At 71.2% G+C, this 22802-nt stretch carries 24 protein-coding genes; 11 read left to right on the top strand and 13 right to left on the bottom strand.

The annotated features are described in order from the left end of the window. Nucleotides 1-5: 5 nt before the first annotated feature. Nucleotides 6-506, bottom strand: coding sequence for a hypothetical protein (locus tag BXA03_RS22300; RefSeq protein WP_076511371.1), 501 nt, complete (start codon nucleotides 504-506; stop codon nucleotides 6-8). Nucleotides 507-659: 153 nt separating this feature from the next. Further along, nucleotides 660-1568 carry a LysR family transcriptional regulator gene (locus tag BXA03_RS22295; RefSeq protein WP_076511370.1) on the bottom strand — a complete coding sequence of 303 codons (909 nt, stop codon included), beginning with the start codon at nucleotides 1566-1568 and terminating at the stop codon, nucleotides 660-662. A gap of 114 nt (nucleotides 1569-1682) precedes the next feature. Between BXA03_RS22295 and BXA03_RS22290 the strand changes: the two genes are divergently transcribed. The 3 genes from BXA03_RS22290 to BXA03_RS22280 all read left to right on the top strand — a co-directional run bounded on the left by BXA03_RS22290 (nucleotide 1683) and on the right by BXA03_RS22280 (nucleotide 4897). After that, nucleotides 1683-2627 carry a hydroxymethylglutaryl-CoA lyase gene (locus BXA03_RS22290; protein ID WP_076511369.1) on the top strand — a complete coding sequence of 315 codons (945 nt, stop codon included), beginning with the start codon at nucleotides 1683-1685 and terminating at the stop codon, nucleotides 2625-2627. A 29-nt stretch (nucleotides 2628-2656) separates the two neighbouring features. Then, the gene (locus BXA03_RS22285) at nucleotides 2657-3808 is read left to right on the top strand and encodes a CaiB/BaiF CoA transferase family protein (RefSeq protein ID WP_076511368.1); all 1152 of its coding nucleotides are present in this window, start codon (nucleotides 2657-2659) and stop codon (nucleotides 3806-3808) included. A 72-nt stretch (nucleotides 3809-3880) separates the two neighbouring features. Then, nucleotides 3881-4897: a Bug family tripartite tricarboxylate transporter substrate binding protein gene (locus tag BXA03_RS22280; RefSeq protein WP_076511367.1), complete on the top strand. Its 1017-nt coding sequence runs from the start codon at nucleotides 3881-3883 to the stop codon at nucleotides 4895-4897. Between the two features lie 20 nt (nucleotides 4898-4917). Here the strand turns inward: BXA03_RS22280 and BXA03_RS22275 are convergent, their stop codons facing one another. Together BXA03_RS22275 and BXA03_RS22270 are read right to left on the bottom strand one after the other, a co-directional pair. After that, nucleotides 4918-6144, bottom strand: a complete 1227-nt coding sequence (locus BXA03_RS22275; protein ID WP_076511415.1) for a CaiB/BaiF CoA transferase family protein — start codon at nucleotides 6142-6144, stop codon at nucleotides 4918-4920. 56 nt (nucleotides 6145-6200) lie between these two features. Continuing rightward, a complete protein-coding gene (locus tag BXA03_RS22270) occupies nucleotides 6201-7190 on the bottom strand; it encodes a Bug family tripartite tricarboxylate transporter substrate binding protein (RefSeq protein ID WP_076511366.1) in 990 nt (329 codons plus the stop codon). Between the two features lie 174 nt (nucleotides 7191-7364). On the opposite strand from BXA03_RS22270, the gene BXA03_RS22265 reads away from it, so the two are divergent. From BXA03_RS22265 to BXA03_RS22250, 4 genes are all read left to right on the top strand, one after another. Further along, nucleotides 7365-8504 carry an acyl-CoA dehydrogenase family protein gene (locus BXA03_RS22265; protein WP_076511365.1) on the top strand — a complete coding sequence of 380 codons (1140 nt, stop codon included), beginning with the start codon at nucleotides 7365-7367 and terminating at the stop codon, nucleotides 8502-8504. Between the two features lie 193 nt (nucleotides 8505-8697). Further along, nucleotides 8698-9789, top strand: a complete 1092-nt coding sequence (locus tag BXA03_RS22260) for an acyl-CoA dehydrogenase family protein (RefSeq protein ID WP_076511364.1) — start codon at nucleotides 8698-8700, stop codon at nucleotides 9787-9789. A gap of 36 nt (nucleotides 9790-9825) precedes the next feature. Next, on the top strand, nucleotides 9826-10614 hold the full coding sequence (locus BXA03_RS22255; protein ID WP_076511363.1) for an enoyl-CoA hydratase/isomerase family protein: 789 nt from the start codon (nucleotides 9826-9828) through the stop codon (nucleotides 10612-10614). A gap of 70 nt (nucleotides 10615-10684) precedes the next feature. After that, nucleotides 10685-11587 (top strand): SDR family oxidoreductase, encoded by a 903-nt coding sequence (locus BXA03_RS22250; RefSeq protein ID WP_076511362.1) that lies wholly within the window; start codon nucleotides 10685-10687, stop codon nucleotides 11585-11587. A 15-nt stretch (nucleotides 11588-11602) separates the two neighbouring features. Here the strand turns inward: BXA03_RS22250 and BXA03_RS22245 are convergent, their stop codons facing one another. Further along, a complete protein-coding gene (locus BXA03_RS22245) occupies nucleotides 11603-12349 on the bottom strand; it encodes a TetR/AcrR family transcriptional regulator (protein ID WP_076511361.1) in 747 nt (248 codons plus the stop codon). Nucleotides 12350-12449: 100 nt separating this feature from the next. Between BXA03_RS22245 and BXA03_RS22240 the strand changes: the two genes are divergently transcribed. The 4 genes from BXA03_RS22240 (at nucleotide 12450) to BXA03_RS22225 (ending at nucleotide 16006) form a co-directional block, all read left to right on the top strand. After that, complete coding sequence (locus BXA03_RS22240; protein ID WP_076511360.1) at nucleotides 12450-13931, top strand: sensor histidine kinase; 1482 nt, start codon at nucleotides 12450-12452, stop codon at nucleotides 13929-13931. Nucleotides 13932-13952: 21 nt separating this feature from the next. Beyond that, a complete protein-coding gene (locus tag BXA03_RS22235; RefSeq protein WP_076511414.1) occupies nucleotides 13953-14582 on the top strand; it encodes a response regulator transcription factor in 630 nt (209 codons plus the stop codon). A gap of 199 nt (nucleotides 14583-14781) precedes the next feature. Continuing rightward, nucleotides 14782-15291, top strand: coding sequence for a GlcG/HbpS family heme-binding protein (locus BXA03_RS22230; protein ID WP_076511413.1), 510 nt, complete (start codon nucleotides 14782-14784; stop codon nucleotides 15289-15291). A gap of 1 nt (nucleotide 15292) precedes the next feature. After that, nucleotides 15293-16006 carry an ankyrin repeat domain-containing protein gene (locus tag BXA03_RS22225; protein WP_369822460.1) on the top strand — a complete coding sequence of 238 codons (714 nt, stop codon included), beginning with the start codon at nucleotides 15293-15295 and terminating at the stop codon, nucleotides 16004-16006. A 65-nt stretch (nucleotides 16007-16071) separates the two neighbouring features. Here the strand turns inward: BXA03_RS22225 and pufC are convergent, their stop codons facing one another. The 8 genes from pufC to bchY all read right to left on the bottom strand — a co-directional run bounded on the left by pufC (nucleotide 16072) and on the right by bchY (nucleotide 22801). After that, nucleotides 16072-17178, bottom strand: a complete 1107-nt coding sequence (gene pufC / locus BXA03_RS22220) for a photosynthetic reaction center cytochrome PufC (RefSeq protein ID WP_076511359.1) — start codon at nucleotides 17176-17178, stop codon at nucleotides 16072-16074. Further along, a complete protein-coding gene (gene pufM / locus BXA03_RS22215) occupies nucleotides 17175-18149 on the bottom strand; it encodes a photosynthetic reaction center subunit M (protein ID WP_076511358.1) in 975 nt (324 codons plus the stop codon). Before pufM ends, pufC begins: the two co-directional genes overlap by 4 nt. 21 nt (nucleotides 18150-18170) lie before the next feature. After that, on the bottom strand, nucleotides 18171-18995 hold the full coding sequence (pufL, locus tag BXA03_RS22210) for a photosynthetic reaction center subunit L (RefSeq protein WP_076511357.1): 825 nt from the start codon (nucleotides 18993-18995) through the stop codon (nucleotides 18171-18173). A gap of 109 nt (nucleotides 18996-19104) precedes the next feature. Then, on the bottom strand, nucleotides 19105-19302 hold the full coding sequence (gene pufA, locus BXA03_RS22205; protein ID WP_076511356.1) for a light-harvesting antenna LH1, alpha subunit: 198 nt from the start codon (nucleotides 19300-19302) through the stop codon (nucleotides 19105-19107). Nucleotides 19303-19313: 11 nt separating this feature from the next. Next, a complete protein-coding gene (locus BXA03_RS22200; RefSeq protein ID WP_234983799.1) occupies nucleotides 19314-19535 on the bottom strand; it encodes a hypothetical protein in 222 nt (73 codons plus the stop codon). Nucleotides 19536-19573: 38 nt separating this feature from the next. Next, nucleotides 19574-19723, bottom strand: a complete 150-nt coding sequence (pufB, locus tag BXA03_RS22195) for a light-harvesting antenna LH1, beta subunit (RefSeq protein WP_076511410.1) — start codon at nucleotides 19721-19723, stop codon at nucleotides 19574-19576. Between the two features lie 106 nt (nucleotides 19724-19829). Further along, a complete protein-coding gene (gene bchZ, locus BXA03_RS22190) occupies nucleotides 19830-21314 on the bottom strand; it encodes a chlorophyllide a reductase subunit Z (RefSeq protein ID WP_076511355.1) in 1485 nt (494 codons plus the stop codon). Then, complete coding sequence (gene bchY / locus BXA03_RS22185; RefSeq protein WP_083716253.1) at nucleotides 21311-22801, bottom strand: chlorophyllide a reductase subunit Y; 1491 nt, start codon at nucleotides 22799-22801, stop codon at nucleotides 21311-21313. The genes bchZ and bchY overlap by 4 nt, the downstream gene beginning before the upstream one ends. Between the last annotated feature and the right edge of the window lies 1 nt (nucleotide 22802).

The raw sequence follows: 22802 nt of genomic DNA, 5'->3' as shown, positions 1-22802 counted from the left end.
CGTCCTCAGCTGACCTTGCCGTCTTCCTGCTTGGCCTCGGCCATGGCCTCCGGCTCCAGCTCTTCCGCCTCACGGTTGTAGTGGATGAAGACGCCCCAGCCCGCCAGCAGCACGCCGACGGCGACGACGAGGGCACTGGCGTAGAGCATGTCGGCCGGCGCCCGCTGCGCCTTGAAGGCAGCCACCAAGCCCTCGACCGCCAGGGCCACCACCAGCACGACCAGGAAACGCGAGAGGAAGCGGCGCACGCGCGTCGGCCCGCTGATGTGGGCCTCGCGCACCACTTCCTCCTCGGCGATGGTGCGCGAGATCTGCAGCGCCACCACGGCCGATGCCAGCACGCCCAATGCCTCGATGATGGAGGCGGCCGAGCCGCGGTCCAGGCCGGCGCCGAAGGCATCCCAGCCGATGCGCGCGGCGATCACCAGCAGCATCAGCGATGCCACCGCGAACACCACGGCCATGAGGGCGTGCACCAGGGGAAAGAGGTCAAGGAAGCGCTTCATGAGCGCCGAGCCTGCCTGCGCGCGAAGGCGCTGCGTGTCAGGCGGCGCAGCGTCCGCGGGACGGCGGGCAGGCCGCGAAGGCCCCCGGCGACCCGAGGTCCAAGGGGCGGACGTTTCCCGACGCCCGCCATCGTTCGGCGGGCGCTCTCGAACTCAGCCGCGCGGCCGCGCCACGGCAGCCAGATGCTCCGTCAGAAGCCGTGCAGCCGGTGAGAGCTGTGCGGCGTTGCGAAAGCAGATCGCAAAGCGCCGCTGCGCCCAGTCATCGCTCAGTGGCACCACCCGCAGGCGCTCGCCCGCGCCCGACCTCTCCACGATCTCCCGCGGCACCACGGCCACGCCCAGCCCGGCCTGCACGCAGCGCAGCGAGGCATCGAAGGTGGAGACCACGGCGCGGTAGTAGATCGGCCGGCCGATGATGGCCGCGGCACGGGCCAGCAGCGTGTGCACGGCCGTGTTGGCCGGCAGGCCCACGTGGTCGTGCGCCAGCGTCTGTGCCAGGCTGCAGCGCTTCAGGCGCGCCATGGGATGGCCCCGGGGCACGGCCACGGCCAGCTGGTCGCCGCGATAGGGCAACGTCTGCAGGCCTTCGAGGTCGGCCGCATCCCAGCACACCCCCACCGGCGCCAGGCCTTCGCGCAAGGCCTGCACCAGGCTCGCGCTGGTGCGCTCCTCGATGTCCACGCGGATCTGCGCGTGCGCGGGCTGCTGCAGGAAGGCGGCGATGTCGTCGGGCAGATGCTGCGAGATCGACGACACCGAGGCCAGCACCCGCACCTGGCCCTTCACGCCATGGCGCCACGCGCTCATGTCGCGCGCCACGCGGTCTGCCGTGGCCAGCATGGCCCGCGCGTGCTCCAGCAGGATCTCGCCGGCCGCCGTGGGCACCACGCCGCGGCGGTGCCGCTCGAGCAGCGGCGCGTGCACCTGCGCCTCCAGCTGCGCCAGGCGCTTGCTGATGGCCGATGGGCCCAGGTGCTCCTGCTGGCCGGCACGTGCCATGTTGCGGTGGTCGCACACGGCGACGAAAAGGCGCAGGGTGGTGAGGTCGAGGTCGGGCATGAAGAGTCTTTCCGATTCGGAAACCCTGAACGGAAAAATCATCACTTTACCGCCGCGATGGGCACTTCTACATTGGCTTCAAGAGACGACCACCGTCAACCACCCAGCACGCCCATGGCCCCGCATTCCTACCCTTCCCACGTCACGATCCGCGAGGTCGGCCTGCGCGACGGGCTGCAGAGCATCGCCACCGTGGTGCCCACCGCCGCCAAGTGCGAATGGCTGCGCCAGGCCGTGGCGGCCGGCCAGACCGAGATCGAAGTGGGCTCCTTCGTGCCGCCCAGGCTGATGCCGCAACTGGCCGACACCGCCGAGGTGCTGGCCTTCGCCAAGACCTTGCCGGGCCTGCGCGCCTCGGTGCTGGTGCCCAACCTGCGCGGGGCCGAAGCCGCGCTGGCAGGCGATGCCGACCTGATGATCCTGCCCCTGTCGGCCAGCCACGCCCACAGCCTGGCCAACCTGCGCAAGACGCCCGACGAGGTGGTGGCCGAGCTGGCCCGCACCCGCGCGGCGCGCGATGCCTCCGGCCGCAAGACGCTGATCGAAGGCGGGGTGGGCACGGCCTTCGGCTGCACGCTGCAGGGCCGCGTCGAGCCCGCCGAGGTGCTGCGCCTGATGCAGGCGCTGCTCGACGCCGGCGCCGACCGCGTCAGCCTGGCCGACACGGTCGGCTATGCCGATCCGGCCTCGGTCGGCCGGCTGTTCGAGCAGGCCCTGCGCATTGCGGGCGATCGCTTCTGCTGCGGCCACTTCCACGACACGCGCGGCCTCGCGCTGGCCAACGTGCATGCGGCGCTGCTGCTGGGCGTGACGCGCTTCGACGCCTCGCTGGCCGGCATCGGCGGCTGCCCGCATGCACCGGGCGCCAGCGGCAACGCCGCCACGGAAGACCTCGCCTTCATGGCGGAGGCCATGGGCATCCACACCGGGCTCGACCTCCCCGCCCTGCTCGCGTTGCGTGCCCGGGTGGCCGACTGGATCGCGGGCGAACCCACGCACGGCGCGCTCTGGCGTGCCGGCCTGCCCAAGACCTTCGCCGCCGCGCCCCAGCCAGCCTGAATGCCCACCCACCGGAATACCCAACACCCATGACCCCCGACTCTTCCGCTCTGCCGCTGGCCGGCCTGCGCGTCCTCGAATTCACCCACATGGTGATGGGTCCCACCTGCGGGATGATCCTGGCCGACCTGGGCGCCGAGGTCATCAAGATCGAGCCACCGGGCGGCGACAAGACGCGGCGGCTGCCGGGCCTGGGCATCGGCTTCTTCCGCAGCTTCAACCGCAACAAGAAGAGCGTGGTGCTCGACATCACGACCGAGGCCGGCCGCCAGACGGCCGCCGAGCTGATCGGCACCTGCGACGTGGTGCTGGAGAACTTCCGCCCCGGTCTGATGCAGGAGCTGGGGCTCGACTACGCCACGCTCTCCGCCCGGCATCCGGGCCTGATCTACGTGAGCCACAAGGGCTTCCTCCCCGGCCCCTATGAAAAGCGCCTGGCGCTGGACGAGGTGGTGCAGATGATGGGCGGCCTGTCGTACATGACCGGGCCCGTGGGCCGGCCGCTGCGTGCCGGCACCAGCGTCAACGACATCATGGGCGGCATGTTCGGCGCCATCGGCGTGCTGGCCGCGCTGCGCGAGCGCGAGCGCACAGGCCGGGGCCAGGAGGTGCAAAGCGCGCTGTTCGAGAACTGCGTCTTCCTGTCCTCGCAGCACATGCAGCAGTACCTGATGACCGGCGAAGCCCCGCCGCCCATGCCGTCCCGCGTGTCGGCCTGGAGCGTGTACGACGTCTTCACCCTGGCCGGCGGCGAGCAGCTGTTCATCGGCGCCGTGAGCGACAAGCAGTTCGCCACGCTGTGCCGCGTGCTGGACTGTCCCGCCTTGACCCAGCGACCGGAGTATGCGGACAACGCCGCCCGCGTGGCCGTGCGGCCGCAGCTGCTGGCCGAACTCGGCGCCATCCTGGTCGACCACCGGCTGGACGAACTCGCGCCGCGGCTGGAGGCTGCCGGCATTCCCTACGCGCCCATCGCGCGGCCCGAGCAGCTGGTGGACGACCCCCACCTGCGCCAGAGCGGTGGCCTGGCGCCGATGGTGACCGACGACGGCGGTACCACCGACGTGGTGCTGTTGCCCCTGACGCTCGGCGGCCGACGGCCGGGCGTGCGCATGCCGCTGCCGCGCGTGGGCGAGCACAGCGAGGAGATCCTGTCCGCCCTCAAGGCTGCCGCCACCTGAGCTTCGAAGAGCGGCTGCGCGCTCTGCGCTGCAGCCCATCCCAGCATCACATTCATAACGACGGAGACACCCATGAAGATCGCCAACGCCCCACGCTCGTCCACCCATGCCGCCGCGATGCGGCGCCGCACCCTCATGGCGTGCGGCGCTGCGGCCGTGGCGCTCGGCCTGGCCGGCGGCGCCCATGCGCAGGGCGGCACGCCACTGCGCGTCATCCTGCCGGTGAGCGCCGGCTCGGGCGTGGACGTGATCCTGCGTTCGGCCCAAGTCGCGCTGTCCAAGGCACTGGGCGGCCAACCGGTGGTCATCGAGAACATGCCCGGCGCGGGCGGCATCACCGGCACGCAGGCGGTGGTCCGGGCGGCTCCCGACGGCAACACCATCGCGGTGATCTCCAACAACCATGCCGTCAATCCCAGCGTGTTCCGCAAACTGCCCTACGACAGCCTGGGCGACATCGCGCCGATCACCGTGATCGGGGGTTCGCCCTTCGTGTTCGTCGTCAATCCGGCGAAGGTGCCCGCGCGCAACGCCAGGGAGCTGCAGACGCTGCTCAAGAGCAAGCCCGGCGAGCTCAACTTCGCATCCTCCGGCAACGGCACCATCATCCACCTGGCTGGCGAACTCGCCGTGAGCGAGCTGGGTGGCAGCGCACGCCACATCCCCTACAAGGGCATGGGCCCCATGGTCACCGACCTGATGAGCGGCCAGGTCGAGATGGGCGCGGCGGCCGTCGTCGCGGTGCAGGGGCAGATCAAGGCTGGGCAGTTGCGACCCATCGGCGTGATGGGCAAGGAGCGGGTCAGCGCCCTGCCCGACGTGCCGACCCTCGCGGAGCAGGGCTTTCCGGGCATCGATATCGCCGGCTGGTTCGCGGCGGTGGGGCCCAAGGGCCTGCCGCCTGCGCAGGTCAAACGCCTGCACGACGCCTTCGTCACCGCCTTCAACGATCCGGAGGTGAAGGCCGGCTTCGCCAAGCGTGACGACCAGCTGATCCTCAACAGCCCGGACGAAGCGACGCGCTTTCTGAAATCGGAACAGGAGCGCTACGCGGCGTTGGTCAAGAAGGCCAACGTGGTGGCCGAATAGGCCAGGCCGCCCTGCTGACCTCAGACGGCCTGCTTCACGGCACCGGTGGCGGCCAGCGATTCGATCTCCTCGGCCGTCAGCCCCGCCTCGCGCAGCACCTCGGCCGAATGCTCGCCCAGCGTCGGCGCCAGCCTCGCGATCCGTGCCGGCGTGCTGCCGAAGCGCACCGGCGGCCGCACCTGCACGGTGGGGCCTTCGGTCGGATGCTCGTGGATCTCGAACAGGCCCACGCTGGCCAGCTGTGGGTGCTCGCGCAGCTCATCGAGCGCATAGATGCGCGTGGCCGGAATGTCCAGCTCCTCGCACAGCGCCAGGCAGGTGGCGCAGTCCATGTCGGCCACCACGGCGGCCAGGTCGGCATACAGCTCGCGCACACGGGCATTGAGCTGGCTGCGGTCCATGGGGCCGTACTTCTGCAGCAGCGCCGCCTGACCGGTGCGCTCGAACAGCGCCTGCCAGTGCGCGGGCGAGTACGGCAGCACCGTCATATGGCCGTCGCGGACGGCGAGGGGCCGCCGCCCGCCGCCCAGCACCCGCGCATAGCCGGGCTCCGCCGTGGCGGGTTCGAAGGCCTGGCCGCCCTGGTGCTCGACCAGGGTGAAGGCGGTCATGGCTTCGAACATCGGCACCTCCACATACTGGCCCTGACCGTTGCGTGCGCGATGCAGCAGCGCGGCGGTGACGGCCTGCGCCACCATCAGGCCCGCGGCCTTGTCGGCCACCAGCGTGGGCATGTAGCGCGGCTGCGCGCCGTCGCGCAGGTTCAGGTCCACCAGGCCGCAGCCCGACTGCACGATGTCGTCGAACACCGGCTTGCCGGCGAAGGCGCCGCCTTCCTGGTAGCCGGTGGCCACGCAGTAGACGATGTCGGGCCGCACGCGGCGCAGTGCCTCGTAGCCCAGACCCAGCCGCTCGATGGCCGGCACGCGCATGTTGTGGATGAACACGTCGGCCGTGGCCGCCAGGCGCAGCAGGGCCTGCACGCCCTCGGGCCGCTTGAGGTCCAGCGCCAGCGAGCGCTTGTTGCGGTTGATGGTGAGGTAGATCGAACTCATGCCGCGATGGCGCGACACGCCGTTGGCGCGCATCAGGTCGCCTTCCAGGCTTTCGACCTTGATCACGTCCGCGCCCTGGTCGCCCAGGATCTGCGTGGCCAGCGGGCCCAGCACGACGGCCGTGAGGTCGAGGACGCGCAGGCCGGCCAGCGGGCCGCTGGCTGCGGGAGAGGGTTGCTCGGAAGGCTTCATGGCATCGAAAGAAAAGGGGCCGGCGCGCCCAGGGGTGTCCACCGGCCAAGTCGTCGTCATTGCTGTACCAGGCCGGCCGCTTCGGCCACGCGCTTGAAGCGCTCGTACTCGCGCTGCTGGAACTTGCGCATCTCGTCGCCCTTGAGGTCCAGGAAGTCGGCCCCGCGCTGCTGGCGATAGGCCACCGCCTCGGGCTGGGCCATCACCTCGGCCATGGCGCCGATCAGCTTCTGGGTGATGTCGGCGGGCGTGTCGCTGCGCACGAAGAAGGAGCTCCACACATAGGTCTCGAAGTCGGCGAAGCCGCTTTCGATCATGGTGGGCACCGTGGGCAGGGTGCCCATGCGCTTGGCGCCGGTCACGGCCAGCATGCGCACGCGGCCTTCCTTCTGCATCTCGATGAAGGCCGAGGGGTCGACGATGGCCAGCGCCAGCTGGCCGCCGATCACGTCGGTGACCATCTGCGAGCCGCCCTTGTAGTTGATGTGGTTGATCTGCGCGCCCGAGGCCGTGCCCAGCCACGCGGCCACCAGCTGATAGCCGGCCGAGTAGTTGCCCACCGCGATGGGCCGCTTCTCGCGCTTGGCCGCGGCCACCACGTCCTGGATGCTGTGCGCGGGCGAGTCGCCCTTCACCACGAAGGCGGCCGGGCCGACGGCCGACCCGACCAGCGGCTTGAAGTCCTTGAACGGGTCATAGGGCAGGTTCTTCATCACGGCCGGGTTCACCGACATGGGCGAATTGCTGGCCAAGAGGATGCTGTAGCCGTCGGCCGGGGCCGACTTGACCGACTGCACCGCGATCAGGCCGCTGCCGCCGGGCCGGTTCTCCACGATCACCGGCTGGCCGAGCTTCTTGCCCAGCAGGTCGCCGTAGAAGCGCGAGTCCGAGTCGGAGCCGCTGCCCGCGGTGAAGGGCACCACGATGCGCAGCGGCTTGGTGGGAAAGGCAGCCTGGGCCAGCGCGGCGGGGCTGGCCGACAGCAGTGCGGCGCCGGCGCCGAAGGCGCCCAGCGCAGCCAGGAAGGCGCGACGTTCAAGGGTCATGGGATGTCTCCGTCTGTGTAGCTGTGGATTCACGCAAGTCCGGGAAGGCCCGGGTGGGACCTCGCTTGCCTGGGCGGACTCTAGCACTTATATTTGTTGACCAACAAGCAAGTTGCTTTAGGTGTTGACCCGGACGCTCCTGCCCGGCACGCACCGTCAAAGGAGACACGCCCCATGCAAGCCCTGGACATCCGTCCGGCCGAACTGCCACCCGATTGCGAGCGGCTGCGCGCCGAGGTGCGCGACTTTCTCGCGCAGACGCTCGGCGACCTGCCGTCCCATGAGCGCGCCCGCAACTGGTCGGGCTACAGCCCCGAGTTCAGCCGCGCGCTGGGCCAGCGGGGGTGGATCGGCATGACCTGGCCGCGCCGCTATGGCGGTGGCGAGCGCTCGATGCTCGAGCGCTATGTGGTGCTCGAAGAGCTGCTGGCCGCAGGCGCTCCCGTGTCGGCCCACTGGGTGGCCGACCGCCAGAGCGGTCCGCTGCTGATGCGCTACTCGCCCGAGGTGCTGGCGCCCGAGCTGCTGCCGCGCATCGTGCGCGGCGAGTGCCATTTCTGCATCGGCATGAGCGAGCCCGATTCGGGCTCGGACCTCGCCTCCATCCGCACCCGGGCCGTGCGCGACGGCGAGGGCTGGCGCATCAGCGGCCGCAAGGTGTGGACCTCGGCCGCGCACAAGGCGCACTACATGATCGCCCTCGTGCGCACGGCGCCGGCCAGTGCCGACCGGCATGCGGGCATGTCGCAGTTCCTGGTGGACATGCGCAGCCCCGGCCTGACCATCCGCCCCATCGTCAACCAGCTGGGCGAGCACGAGTTCAACGAGGTCACCTTCGACGAGGTGCCGGTGCCCGCGCACCACCTGATCGGTGCCGAGGGCGAAGGCTGGCACCAGGTGACGACCGAGCTGACCTTCGAACGCTCAGGCCCGGAGCGCTACATGAGCAGCACGCAGCTCATGCTGGAGATGCTGGACGCCGCCGATGCCGACAACCCGCACCACCAGCTGGTGCTGGGCCGCCTGGCGGCGCAGTACGCCACGCTGCGGCAGATGTCGCTGGGCGTGGCCGGCATGCTGGCCGCGGGCCAGAACCCGGGCTTGGCCGCCGCGGCCGTCAAGGACCAGGGCGCCCTGCTGGAGCAGGCCCTGCCCGACCTGGCGCACGAACTCTTCGGCGGTCGCATGCCGCCCGAGAGCGACCTGGCGCGCGTGCAGCGGCACCTGGTGCTGGCCACGCCCTCCTTCTCCCTGCGCGGCGGCACGCGCGAAATCCTGCGAGGAATGCTCGCCAAAGGAATGGGCCTGCGATGAGACGACACCCCCCATGCCGCTTCGCGGCTCCCCCCTCTCTCGCGCCTTCGGCTTGGAGGGGGGCGCCCCCCCCGGCCCGGCAAAGCCGGTTCCGCGGGTGCACTGGCACTGGCCTGCTCCGCGGCCACTCGATCTCTATCGCCGCGCCAGTTTCATGTGACGCAGCTGACATACAGCCCCGGGTACAACTGCCATGAACGAAGACCAACAGATGATCCAGGACAGCGCCGCGCGGATGTTCGCCGATGCGGCCGGGGCCGCACTCAACACGCAGGTGGAGGCCGGCGACTTTCCGCAGGCGCTCTGGCAGCAGGTGGAAGAAGCCGGCTTTGCGGCGGCGCTGGCGGCGGGCGATCAGGGCTTCGGCCTCACGCCCGACCAGGCGCTGCCGATCTTCGAGGAGCTGGGCCGACACCGCGTGCCGCTGCCGCTGGCCGAGACGGCCGCCGGCCTGGCCCTGCTGGCCTGCGCGGGACATGCGCCGCTGGCCGGGCCGGGCACGCTGATCGACGCTGGGCCGGGGCAGACGCTGGCGCTGACTGCGGACGGTCGCCACCTGAGCGGCGAGGCACCGGCCGTGCCCTGGGGCCGCCATGCCGACTGGGCACTGGTGCAACTGCCGCAGGGCGACATCGCCGTGGTGGACCTCAAGGGCGCCGCCGGCCTCACATGCGAGCCGGGCCTGGACCTCGCCGGCCTGCCCGCCGACCGCCTGCGCCTGGCGGGCGTCGCGGTGCGTGCCGTGCTGCCGGCCGCGGTCTTCGGCATCGCGCTGCCACTGCGCAGCACGGCCGCCCTGCTGCATGCGGCCATGATGGTCGGCGCCATGGAATGGGCACTGGCCGAGGCCATCCAGTACGCCAACGACCGCGTGCAGTTCGGCCGGCCCATCGGCAAGAACCAGGCGCTGCAGCAGATGCTGGCGCAGGCCGCGGGCGATGTGGCCTCGGCCCGCATGGCGGTGCGCGCGGCGGGGCTGGACTTCCGGCTCGGCGATGCACAGCGTGCCGCGCGCGTGGACTTCGGCGTGGCCGCCGCCAAGGTGCGCTGCGGCGAGGCCGCCACACGCGTGGCCGCCACGGCGCACCAGGTGCTGGGCGCCATCGGCTTCACGCACGAGCATGCGCTGCACTTCGCCACGCGCCGGCTGTGGGCCTGGCGTGCGGCGTACGGCGCCGATGCCTGGTGGGCCCAGCGCCTGGGCGCCGCGGCCATCCGCGCCCGCGCGGCCGGCTTCTGGCCGGCGATGACGCAGCGGCAGTTCGCCGAGAACGCCGCGGGCTGAACCGGCCCTTCCCTCCCCCATTCCAACGAGACCTTCATGCCCCCACGCAGCCACACCGACCTCGGCGTCGACATGGACGGCCACGTCGCCGTCCTCGAGATCCGCCGCCCACCGCACAACTTCTTCGACGTGCCGCTGATCAGCGCCATCGCCGATGCGCTCGAAGACCTCGAAGCCCATGCCGACTGCCGCGCCGTGGTGTTGGCGGCGCAGGGCACGGCCTTCTGCGCCGGGGCCAACTTCGGTGGCGACACCGATGCCAGCGCGGCCACCAGCCCGCGCGCGCTCAACCCGATCTATGCCGAGGCGCTGCGCATCTATGCCACCGGCAAGCCCATCGTGGCCGCGGTACACGGGCCGGCCATCGGCGGCGGACTGGGCCTCGCGCTGGCCGCGGACTTCCGCGTGAGCTGTCCGCAGGCGCGCTTCAGCGCCAACTTCAACCGGCTGGGCTTCCATCCCGGCTTCGGCCTGTCGGTCACGCTGCCGCGGCTGGTCGGCCCGCAGCAGGCCGCCCTGCTCTTCTACACCGGCCGGCGCATCGACGGCACCCAGGCCCACGCGCTGGGGCTGGTCGACGAGCTGGTCGATGCGCCCGAGGCCGTGCGCGGCGCGGCCCTGGCCCTGGCCCACGAGATCGCCCTCTCGGCCCCCATCGCCGTGCAGGCCACCCGCGCCACGCTGCGGCGCGAACTGATGCCGCAGCTGCGCGAAGCCGTCGCGCGTGAAAGCGAGATGCAGTTCGCGCACTTCCGCAGCGAGGACTTCCGCGAGGGCGTGCAGGCCATGTCCGAGCGCCGGCAGCCGAAGTTCAGCGGCCGGTAGGCCGGCGGCACGCCTCGCTCGCTCCTCCTCTTTCGCAACAACGCCCGCACCGCGGGTCCAAGGCCACACCATGCTTCAAGACGGACTGCTGCGCGGACGGCGCATCCTCATCACCGGCGGCGGCAGCGGCCTCGGGCTCGCCATGGCCGAGCGCTTCGCGGCGCTGGGCGCACAGCTGGTGCTGTGTGGCCGCCGGGCCGAGCTGCTGGCGGCCGCACGCGACGGCCTCGTGGCACGCCATGACGCCCATGTGCAGACCCTGACCTGCGATGTGCGCGAACCGGCCGCCGTCGAAGCCATGTTCGATGCAGCCTGGCAGCAAGGCCCGCTCGATGTGCTGGTCAACAACGCGGCGGCCACCTTCATCGCGCAGACCGAACGCCTGAGCGCCCGCGCGGCCGACGCCATCCTGGGGCCCACGCTACATGGCGCGCTGTATTGCACGCTGCAGGCCGGCCGACGCTGGATCGACAGCGGCCGGCCGGGCATGGTGCTGAGCATCCTCTCGACCTCCACCCGCACCGGACGCGCCTTCACCGTGCCCTCGGCCATGGCCAAGTCGGGGCTGCTGGCCATGACGCGCAGCCTGGCCGTGGAGTGGGGCCCCCATGGCATCCGCAGCGTGGCCATCGCGCCCGGGCCGTTTCCGACGGCGGGCGCGGGCCAGGCGCTGGACCCGACAGCGGGGCGGGCGTTTGCCAATGCGGCGTCGAATGGGGAGGCGAGTACTGGCGCTGGCGTCGAGGCTGGTGCCCGCGCTGCCGCCTATCCCGCCAACCCGCTGGGCCGCGTCGGCCGGCCGCCGGAACTGGCCGAGCTGGCCGCCTTCCTGGTGAGCGACAGCGCGGCCTACATCAACGGCGAGATGATCGCCATCGATGGCGGCCAGCACCTGCGCACCTCCGGCGCCGAGGACCTGCTGGCGTGGGGACCGGACGACTGGGCTCGCGCCCGCGGAGGGCGCGGCGGCTGAGCCAAGGGGCCGCCGTCAATGCGGCGCCAGGGTCCTGTCGACCATCTGCAAGGCGAGGTCCCGCACCTTGTCCAGGCTCAGGTCGCCCAGCACCAGCCGCTGGTGCAGCACGCCGCGCAGCGCGCCCAGCAGCAGCGTGGCGGCGGTGGTCGGATCGATGTCGGCGCGGATCTCGCCCAGCGCGATGCCGTCGCGGATGTGCTGCTCCAGCCGCGAGATGCTGCTGCGGATGTATTCGCCGATGTAGGGGTTGAGTTCCGAGTCCTCCATGAAGCCCTCGGTCATCATCACGAGCAGGGCGCGCGTCTCGATCCAGCGTGTGTCGTCGCGGACGAAGTAGGTGGAGACCAGGCTGCGCACCGCATCCAGCCCCGGGCGGTGCTGCGGCAGCGCCAGGCGCCGTGCCTCGAAGCGCGCGCCGATGTTGAGCACCACCCTTTGCAGCAGCCCGGTCTTGCTGCCGAAGCGATGGGCCGGCAGGCCCCGGCTGTAGCCGGCGGCCTCGCCCACTTCGGCCAGCGTCATGCGCACCGAGCCGCGGCGCGCGACCAGTTCCAGCGCCGCGTCGAGGATGCGCCGCTCGGCCAGCGCGCGGCGCTCGGCCTGAGTCAGCCGACCCCCCGCATCGCCGCCCCCGTCGGCATCGACCTCCTCGTCCATGGCGCCATCCACGGCAGGCGCAGCCGCGGCGGCGACTGCCGTGCGGACCTGGCGCTTGCGCGACGCCGGCGTGGTGGAAGGGGACGAGGCTTTGGAAGGCATGGCGGACGTGAGGGGTGAAGGCCACGGAGACGGGCCGGAAACGATATCACCGCGGTCGCGTGGCAGAGGTCGTGTTCGTGCTGGCCGGCACAATGCCCGCATGCCCCGTTCCCTGCGCTCCCTGCTGCCCTGGCTGCTGGCTTGGCTCGTGGCCGTGCTGGCGGGTGGCGTGTGGCTGGCGCGCGTCGAACTCGACCGCCTGCAGGCCGACTTCGACACCGAGGGCCGCATCGCCCATCGGCTGATGAGCCAGCAGGTGGTGCAGTACGACGCGGTGCTGGCCACGCTGGCGCTGCTGGGTGGCGCCCAGGCGCCCGCCGCCGCCGACCGGCCCGAACAGCGGGTGAGCGCCGTCTACCCGGCCATCCTGCGCGTGCAACGCCGCGCACCCGGCACCGCATGGGCCGATGCGGAACTGGCTGCCGCCGAAGCCCGCTCACGCAGCCGCAAGGCCGCCGTGCTCAGCCGCATCGATCTGGCCGCCGGCCGTTATCAGCTGCTCATGGCGGCCGAGCCGGCCAGCTACGCACTCGACATCGACCTGGCTGCGGCCGTGCCCTGGCAGGAATGGCCCAACGAGCCGCGCACGGCCGCCTCGCGCCTGGTGCTGGCGCTGGACGGCCAGGCCTTCGTGCTGCAGCCCGGCCGCGATGCGACCGCGGCCGGCGGCTGGCACTTCGGCTTCCGCAAGACGCTGGCCTCGGCCAGCCAGCCCTTCGAGGTGGTGTCGATGCGGCGCGTGGGCTGGGCCGAACTGCCCTGGCCCGCGATGACGCTGTGGGCGGCGGTCGTGGCCGTGGCGCTGGGCGTTCTGCAGGCCTGGCAGCGCCAGCGCACCGGCCGGCGACGTGCCGAGGAGCTGCTGCGCCTGGGCCAGGTCGGCCGGCTCAACACGCTGGGCGAGCTGGCCGCGGGCATGGCGCACGAACTCAACCAGCCGCTCACGGCCATGCTGGCCAACACGCAGGCCGCGCGACGCCTGCTGGACGAAGACCCGCCCGAGCTGACCACCGCCCGCGGCGCCATGGCGCAGGCCGCAGAGCAGGCCCGCCGCGCCGCGGCCGTGGTCGCGCGGCTGCGCCGCGCCATCGAGCGGCCGGACGCGCAGGCCGGCGAGCGGCGCACCGTCGTCGCGCTGCAGGATGTGGTGCGCGATGCCCTGCATCTGCTGGAGCCCGAGTGCGCCCGCCGCCAGGTGGCGGTGGAGACCGCGGCCGGCGCGGAGCCCGTGCGCGTTCAGGCCGATCCCGTGGCGGTGGAGCAGATCGTCCACAACCTGCTGCTCAATGCGCTGCAGGCGCTGGAGGCCCGGCCGGCCGATACGCCGCGGCGCATCCGCATCGCCGTGCTGCGCCAGTCTGGCCAGGGCCTGCTGCAGATCCACGACAGCGGTCCGGGCATCGCGCCCGAGCTGCTGGCGCGCATCTTCCAGCCCTTCGTCAGTACGCGCCCGGGCGGACTCGGGCTAGGCCTGAGCCTCAGCGAGACGCTGGCCACCGGCCAGGGCGGCAGCCTGGCGGCCGACAACCCGCCCGAAGGCGGGGCGCGTTTCACGCTCGCCCTGCCGCTGGCCGAGGCTTGAACCCTCTGCATGCCGCCTGCCATGAACGCCTCGCCTCAATCCCCGCTGATCCACCTCATCGACGACGACGATGCGGTGCGCGACGCCCTGGCCCTGCTCATCGGCACGGTGGGCCTGCGGGTGCAGGCCTGGGCCGATCCGCTCGCCTTCCTGGCGCAGTTCGACCGGCGCGAGATCGGCGCGATCGTGCTCGACGTGCGCATGCCCGGCATCAGCGGCCTGGCGGTGCTGGACCGCCTGATCGCCGAGGGCGTGGACCAGCCGGTGCTGATGCTCACCGGCCATGGCACCGTGGAGCTGTGCCGGCGCGCCTTCAAGTCGGGCGCGGCCGAGTTCCTCGAAAAGCCGGTGGACGACCAGCAGCTCATCGACGCGCTGCAGGCCGCGGTGCGCCAGCATGTGCGCTCGCGCGAGCGGCTGCTGGGCGACCATGCGGCGCGCGAGCGCTTCGCCCAGCTGTCGCCGCGCGAGCGCGAGGTGCTGGCCTTCATCATCGAAGGCCTGACCAACAAAGAGATCGCGCGCCGGCTCGACCTGTCGCCGCGCACGGTCGAGACGCACCGCGCCAACCTGTTCGCCAAGCTGGACTGCGAGTCGCTGGCGCAGCTGATCCGGCGCTATGCGGTGCTGGCCGAGGCACCGGCGCCCTAGCCACGACGTCACCGCGCCATCGCCGCTCCGTAGTTCTACGCAGTGGCGCGCGTAGCCGCACGAATGGGCGCGGCGCGGACGGATTTCTACAGTGGCATCACCGCCGACGAGCGGACTTCACCGCCTCACAACACTGGAGATTTCCATGCGCATTTCGCCCACCCTGATGACCCGCGCCTGCACCGGCGCCGCCCTGGCCATGGTCGCCAGCCTGACCCTGGCCCAGCAGGCCGCAGCCCCGGCCCAGCCGGCAGCGACGCCGGCCGCCGCCGCCGCAGCCGGGCTGCGCACCGAGCGCGCCCTGAGCCTGCCGCTGGCCAACCAGATCGCCGCTGCCACCGTGGCCGCCTGCGCCGCCAACGGCTACGCCGTCACGGCCACCGTGGTCGACCGCGCCGGCACCGTGCGCGCCGTGCAACGTGCCGACAACGCCGGCCCGCACACGGTGGCCGCTGCCGAGCGCAAGGCCTTCACCTCGGCCTCGGGCAAGGCGCCCACGCTCGCGATGATGGAGAACGCCCAGAAGAACCCCGGCGCCGCCAACCTGGTGAACATCCCCGGCTTCCTGCTGCTGGGCGGTGGCGTGCCGATCAAGGCCGGCAACGAGGTGATCGGCGCCGTGGGCGTGGGCGGCGCGCCAGGCGGCCACCTGGACGACCAGTGCGCCAATGCGGGCCTGGAATCGGTCAAGGCCCAGCTGGGCGCCTGAGATGACGATGCGCCACAGCCGCCTTGCCGGTCCGCTATTGGCCGTGGCCGCAGCACTTGCGCTGGGCGCAGCACCCGCCTCGGCGCAGGTGGCGCCCACGGCCGCGGAGGCCGAGGCCTACACCGGCCTCTTCCGCGCCGCGCAGCGCGGCGACCTGCCCGCGCTGCGTCAGGCGCTGGTCCAGGGCGCACCGGTCAACGGCCGCGACGCCCACGGTCGCACGCCCTTGCATGTGGCCACCTTCGCGCGCCAGCCCGAAGCCATCCGCGCCCTGGCGACGGCCGGTGCCGACCTGGGCGCCATGGACGCCGACCGCTACGACGCCGTGACCATCGCGGCCGTGGCCGACGATCTGCCGACGCTGTCGCTGCTGCTGGACCTGGGCGCCTCCGCGCGCCTGGTCACCAGCCGCTACGACGGCACGGCGCTGATCGCTGCCGCCCACCTGGGCCACGACACGGTGGTGCAGCGGCTGATCCGGGCCGGTGCGCCGCTGGACCATGTGAACAACCTGCACTGGACCGCCGCCATCGAAGCCGTGGTGCTGGGCGACGGCGGCCCGCGCCACCAGCGCACGCTGGCCGCGCTGATCGATGCCGGTGCCGACCTGCGCCTGGCCGACCGGCAGGGCCGCACGCCGCTGGCGCTGGCCCAGGCACGCGGCTACACGGCCATGGTGCGGCTGATCGAGTCGGCGCCGAAGCGGCAGCCCTGAGCCGTGGCCGCCGGTCGGTGGCGACCCAGCAGGCCGCCCGCCGCGTCGGGTGCCTTCCCGTCTGTTCAGCGTGCGGGCGCTGGCGTCGGCGCCTGGGTCGAGATCGTCGCCATCGGCGCGATCACCTTCAGGTCGGCCGCCGACATGCTGCCTTGCGCGTTGCCCGGTGCCGCGATGAGCAGCCCCGGGTATTCCTTGGCCATCGGCGCGCCATAGAGCGGCTTGTGCGCGCCCTGGTGGCAGGTGGCGCAGTTGACCTTGGCCACGTCGCCGCCCGGGCCCAGGCGGTTGGCCGGGAAGTTGGCCGTCAGGGGCACCAGGAACTCGTTGTTCAACGCCCGGGTCATGCGGATGCCATGCCAGGCCGTCAGCCGTGGCGGCGACGACTCGCCGCCCCAGCTCGACAGGCTGCGCGTGTTGTGGCACTGCGTACAGTTGACGCCCAGCGACTTGCTCATGTGCATCATGAGGCCGTAGGTCCATTCCGTCTGCTTGATCGACTGCCGGTTGCCCGTGGGCAGCGCGGTCGCGCCGCCGACGCGGATGCCCACATCCTCCAGCAGGAAGGGCGTGAACGGATCGGAAGGAAGCGCGCTCAGCCCCACCGAATCGGCGGGCGCGTTCTGTCCCGCATGGTTGCCCGCGAAGGTGTTCATCCGCTCGTCTTGCAGCGGCTTGAACCAGACCTCCGACGGCACGTTCTGGCCGCGGTGGCAGGTGTAGCAGGTGACGCCCGTGTTGCCGACGTGCGTCTTCCACTCGGTGTTGATCTTCTGCGTCATCAGCAGCATGCGGCGCGCCACCAGCTTGGTGTAGATCGAGTCGTCCGCGAAGTTGGCCGGGTTGTGGCAGGCCGCGCAGCTCTGCCCGGGCGCGACCCAGGCGGTCATGGCCGTCATGGTGCGCGCGAACTCGGCCACGCTCAGGTTGCCCAGCACCTGCACGTTCTGGTAGACCTGACTGGCGCGCGGACCGTCGGGCGAGGCAGGTGGCAGCGGCTCGGGCGCCGCGTTGTGCACCGCCGCGTCGGCCAGCGCCGCCGGGCTGTAGACCTGCACCATGGCCGTGCCGCGGGGCCCGCGCTGCACGCTTTGCGGCGGCGGCTTCTCGCACCCGGCCAGCAGCAGCGCCGCGACGAGGACCAGGCCGGTGGCGGGCAGCACGCGGTTCATCGCACACCTCCCATCGACGCCGGGTCCATCACCGGCGGGAACACCGCCGGATAGCTGGGCGCCACGCCGTGCTTGACCGCCCACAGGAACCAGTTGTCCACCACCGTGCCGGTGAGCAGGATGCCGATGCCACCCGTCAGCGGGCACAGCACCGCGAACCACCAGGCCCAGCGGTGGATGGACTCCATGGTGGCGTTGAAGCCCATGGTCCAGCGCCAGAAGAGGGCCGCTCGCTCGCTCGCGGTGCCGCGGTCGGTGATCTGCTCGATCTCGCGTTCGCCGCCGAAGCGGCTGACGGCCAGGATGGTCGCGCCATGCATCGCGAACAGCAGCGTGCTGCCGTACAGGAAGGCGATGCTCAGCATGTGGAAGGGGTTGTAGAACAGGTTGCCGTAGCGCAGCGAGAAGGCCGCCGTCCAGTCCAGGTGCGGAAAGATGCCGAAGGGCACCGCCTCGCCCCAGCTGCCCATCAGCAGCGGGCGGATGAAGCCCAGCACCAGGTACAGCCAGATGGCCGCCGCGAAGGCCCAGGCCACGTGCGTGCCCATGCCCAGTGCGCGGGCGCGGCGGTACATGCGCACCCACCACAGCAGGATCGACAGCGTGAGGAAGAAGCCCGCCATCAGCCACCAGCCGCCTTCGTTGAGCGGCGGCCAGTGCAGGCCGTAGCCGGGGGCCGGTGGCTCCAGCGCCAGCCAGGGCAGCTGGCGCACGAACTGGATCGGGTTCCAGTGCACCGAGGCCAGCATGTTCAGCCCGATGATCTCGATGGCGATGAAGCCGCACAGCAGCGACCACAGGCCCAGGTAGCCCAGGTAGATGGGCCCCAGCTGTGCATCGCCCAGCCGGCCGAACAGGTGCACATGCCTGGGCATGCCGATGCGCTCGCGGTCCTTGGAACCGAGCGACACGCCGGGATACGCCGGTGCGACCACCTGCACGCTGGTGAAGAGGTTCTGGTACTCAGCCATGACGTCTGCCTCCTGTGTCGCTCAGTTCCACACCGGCAGCCGCAGCCACCAGCCCCACCACTCGGGCCAGCCGCGGGTCCAGAACGGGCCGCTGACGACGATGCAGACGGCGCTCCAGAAGCCGGCCGACAGCGCCAGGAACAGGCCCAGGCGGTGGATGCCCAGCGTGCCGATCGAATAGCCGATGGCATCGCGGAAGAAGGTGTTCTCGTGCTCGGCGGTCTTGACCGTCTCGCCCGGCGCGGGGTTGGTGGCCGACAGCACCAGGGCCCCGTGCAGCGACAGCGCGAAGGTGGTGGCGAAGAAGAAGCTCACCGCCAGCATGTGCGCCGGGTTGTAGTGGAAGTGCAGGTACTGGTAGCCGGTGTTCGACACCCAGTCCAGGTGACTCATGATCCCGTACGGGAAGCCATGGCCCCAGGCGCCCATCAGCAGCGGCCGGATGACCACCAGCGTCACATAGGCCAGGATGGCGAAGCCGAAGGCCACGGGCACGTGCAGGCCCATGCCCAGCTTGCGGCAGATCTCGACCTCGCGCAGCGCCCAGCTCACGAAGGCGCCCACCGCACAGAAGGTGATGATCTGCCAGAGCCCACCCTGCAGCAGCGGCGCCAGGCTCAGGCCATAGCTCAGGTCGGGCGGCGCGATGTTGATCTGCCAGAGGTTCCAGGTCGGCCCCTGCGAGGCGCCCCACACGATCAGCAGCGTGCCGACCAGCGAGAAGAAGATCGTCGTCACGCCGAAGAAGCCGACGTAGAAGGGCCCGACCCAGAAGTCGAACAGGTCGCCTCCGAGCAGGGTGCCACCGCGGACGCGGTACTTGCGCTCAAAGTTCAGCATGGCCATGGCAGCGACCTCCGGAACCGGGGAATGGGGCGAGCCGCCACGCGGTGTGGGGCTCGGAAAGGCGGCACGGACGGGACATGCCGGCGGGGCCGGCACGTCCCGCCGGACGCTACTTGGCGGGTGCCGCCGGCACCGCTGCCGGCATCGACGAGTTCTGGCTGACCACGGCAGTGCGGGGACCGTCGAGCCAGTTGAACTTGTTGGTGCTCAGCAGGATGAAGTGGATGAGCAACGCCAGCACGAACAGGAAGGCCGCAAGGGCCACCAGCGCGCGCCGTGGGTCGAACAGCAACCAAATTTTCCACATGCTTCTTACTCCTAGTTGAGGTGCGACATGAAGGTGTAGACCCCTGCCCGCACGCTCTTGAACATCGAGGTTTCGCTCTCCGCACCGGGAAACCAGTTGCGCCATTTCAGGAACAGGATCTGCCCCACCAGCGCCACCGCCAGCACGAACACGAAGCTGATCAGAAACAGTGCTCCATCGCTCTTGCCGTGCAGGGCCTGCGGACCTGCCGACGCAGTCATGTAGTCATTCATGGCACATCACTCCTGGTGCGTTCGTTCGTCGTTTCAGCTCACAGCCAGGGACGCCACATCCACACGAGCACATGGGCAATCACGGCGACGACCGTGAAGCCGATGAAGCTGCTCATGAAGATGCCGTGGAACTCCCTGGCCTCACCTTCGGTCAGCCCGGACAACGAGCCTTTCCTTTCTTCAGCCATCTGGATCACTCCTTCAACTTCGGCCTTGCGGCCATCACCGCGCAGCTCCCGCGCGGCAGGGAACACCTGTGCGGCATGCACGCAGGCGTCGAAGGGCTCGGCGGGCTCATGCGAGCGCTCCGAGCGCAGCCGCAACGATCTGCCGCGTCTGCCCCTCCAGGTGTTCGGGTTGGACGAGCGCGCTGCCGGCCTGGCGGGCGCGCTGCTCGGCCGCGTCGCGCAGGCGCCGGGCGGCCGAGATGCGCACCAGCACGGGTTGCGCCTCGAGCAGTTCGTCGAGCAGTTCGCGCGCCGGGGGCGTCCAGGCCAGCTCGGCCACGGCCCGCGCGGGGGTCGCGTCGGTGCGGTCCATGTCGGTGGCCAGCGGCAGGATGTGGAAGAGCGCATCGAACAGCGCGTTGCACACCTCCTGCACCAGCCAGGTGGCACCCGCATAGCCCATGAAGGGCGTGCCCGTGGCACGGCGGATCAGCGCACCGGGAAAGCTCGCGGCGATGAAGCTCGGCCGCATCGGCCCCTGCGCCGCGCATTCGGCCAGGTAGATGCGCTCGTTGATGCTGCCCAGCAGCACCAGCGGCGCCTTGGTGCGCACCAGCTCGCGCACGGCCGCGTTGTCGGTCTTGCTGCCGGGCTTGCGCGCCACGGCGAACTGGCAGGGCAGGCCCAGCTCGTCCTCCAGGAAGTGGCGCACGCCCCGGCTGTAGGTCTCGCTGGCGACGATGCCGAAGGAGGCGGTGGCGAAGAAGTCCTGCGTCACCGAGCGCCACAGGTCCCAGATCGGCTTGATGGTGGTGTGCTTCTCGCGCTCGATGAAGGGTTCCGGGTCCAGCCCCAGCAGCCGGCCCAGCTCGCGCAGGAAGGCCGTGGTGCTGTGCAGGCCGATGGGCGCCTGCAGGTAGGGCCGCTCCAGCGCCTCGCACAGCAGGCGGCCGAACTCGCGGTAGAGGCAGATGTTGACGTCGGCGTCCACCAGCTTCTGCACGTCGGCCACATGGCTGCCGAGCGGGAACACCATGTTCACCTCGGCGCCGATGCCTTCGACCAGTCGCCGGATCTCGTGCACGTCGCTGGCGCTGTTGAATACGCCGTAGCTGGGCCCGATCAGGTTGACCCGAGGCTTCTCGCCGGCGGGACGCTGGTCCAGCGGCGTGCGTGCCGGCACCTTGCGCAGGCCGTGCTCGGCCCACAGCCAGTAGATGGCGCGGTTGGCACACTGCCACTGGTCCTCGTCGATGGTGCGCGGCAGGAAGCGCGCGATGGTCGTGCCCTCGGGCGTCACGCCACCGCCGATCATCTCGGCGATGGAGCCGGTGACCACCACCGACGGCAGATCGGGGTCGAGCACCGCATGGGCGCGCTTCATCGAGGCCTCGGTGCCTTCGCGGCCCAGCTGCTCCTCGGCCAGGCCGGTGACGACGATGGGCAGCTCGTGCGGCGGCAGCGCGTCGGTGTAGTGCAGCACCGACGTGACCGGCAGGTTCTCGCAGCCCACCGGGCCGTCGATGATGACCTGCAGGCCCTTGATGGCCGTGAACACATAGACGGCGCCCCAGTAGCCGCCCGCCCGGTCGTGGTCGAGGACGAAGCTCATGGCAGGCTCTCCGCGTTGCGCTGCTTCATGATCTTGATCACCTGCCGGCGCGTCTGCGCGCGGAACTCGGGCCGCAGCACGGGCGTGTCGCTCCAGATGCCGGCGCGGTCGCCCTGGCCGGTGTCGCCGAAGAACGCGCGCATGGTGTCGAAGCGCGCCTGGTTGGCGATGGCACCGTTGACCACTTGCGCCAGCGAGCCGGCACCGGCCATGCCCATCAGCGGCCGGGCCGAGACGAGGTTGGTGAAGTAGAGGGCCGGCACGGCCAGCTCCTTGCAGGCCTGCACCAGCGGCGTGGTGCCGATGGCCAATTGAGGCCGGTGGCGCTCGACCGCCGCCAGGTCCTGTTCGAGCGAGGCGCGGTACTGCACCTCGGTGCCGCGGGACTCCAGCCACAGCCGGTCGACCTCGGACCACGGCGTGCGCGGGCAGGCCGTGCCCACATAGGGCACGCGGGCGCCGCTTTCGACCAGCAGGCGCGCCACCAGCAATTCGGAACCTTCGTAGCCGCTCACGGTGACGGTGCCGTCCACGCGGGCCTTGGCCAGCGCGCCGCGGATCATGGGCTCGAGCTGCAACACGGCCTGCTCGACCCGGGCGGACGGCACCTCGGCCGCCTCGCCGATGGCCCGCAGCCAGGCCGCGGTGCCTTCGGCGCCCACCGGCGCTGAGCCCACCACGGGCCGGCCCGCGGCCTGCAGTTCGCGGATGCTCGCGGTGTAGAAGGGATGCATGGCCGCGGCCACGCTGCAGTCGAGCGCCGCATACAGCTCGCGCCATTCGCGGGTGGGGACCGTGGGCCCCGCCTTGAGGCCCAGCGGCGCCAGCAGCATGCCGACCACCATCGGGTCGGCCGGAAACAGCTCGCCCAGCAGCGTGACAGTGCGGGCCCGGTCCAGCCCCTGCTCGCGCCAGCCGCGCGGCGCGGCCACCGAGCCGGCCTCGGCCTCGGCGCGGGCGTAGCGCAGCATGGCGCCGGCCAGCACGTCCTTGGCCTCGGCATGGGTGGGCACACCGAAGCCCGGTACGTCCACCCCGATGATGCGCACGCCGTCGATGGCCTTGGGCAGCAGCTGCAGCGGCACGCCGCTCGCCGAGGGCACGCACAGGTTGATGACGACCAGTGCATCGAGCAGCGTCGGATCGGCCTGCGCATGCACCGCCTCGCGGATGTCCTCGAAGAGTTTGCCGGTCACCAGCGATTCGCTGTCGAAGGGCACATAGCCCACGCTGCGCCGCGCGCCATAGAAATGGGAGGTGAAGGTCAGCCCATACACGCAGCAGGCCGAGCCGCTCAGGATGGTGGCGGTGCGCCGCATGCGCAGCCCCACGCGCAGCGCGCCGAAGGCCGGGCACATGCTCTGCGGCTGGTCGTGCGGGCCCTTCGGGTAATCCTGCGCATAGCCTGCCAGCGTCTGCCGCACCGGCTCCGGCATGGCGGCGGTGCGGGCCTGCAGTTGTTCAGCAGTGGCGTGGCAGTCGGACATG

The organism is Pseudacidovorax sp. RU35E (assembly GCF_900156165.1).
GTDB lineage: Bacteria > Pseudomonadota > Gammaproteobacteria > Burkholderiales > Burkholderiaceae_C > Xenophilus.
This window is presented reverse-complemented; position numbering and strand designations above follow the sequence as displayed.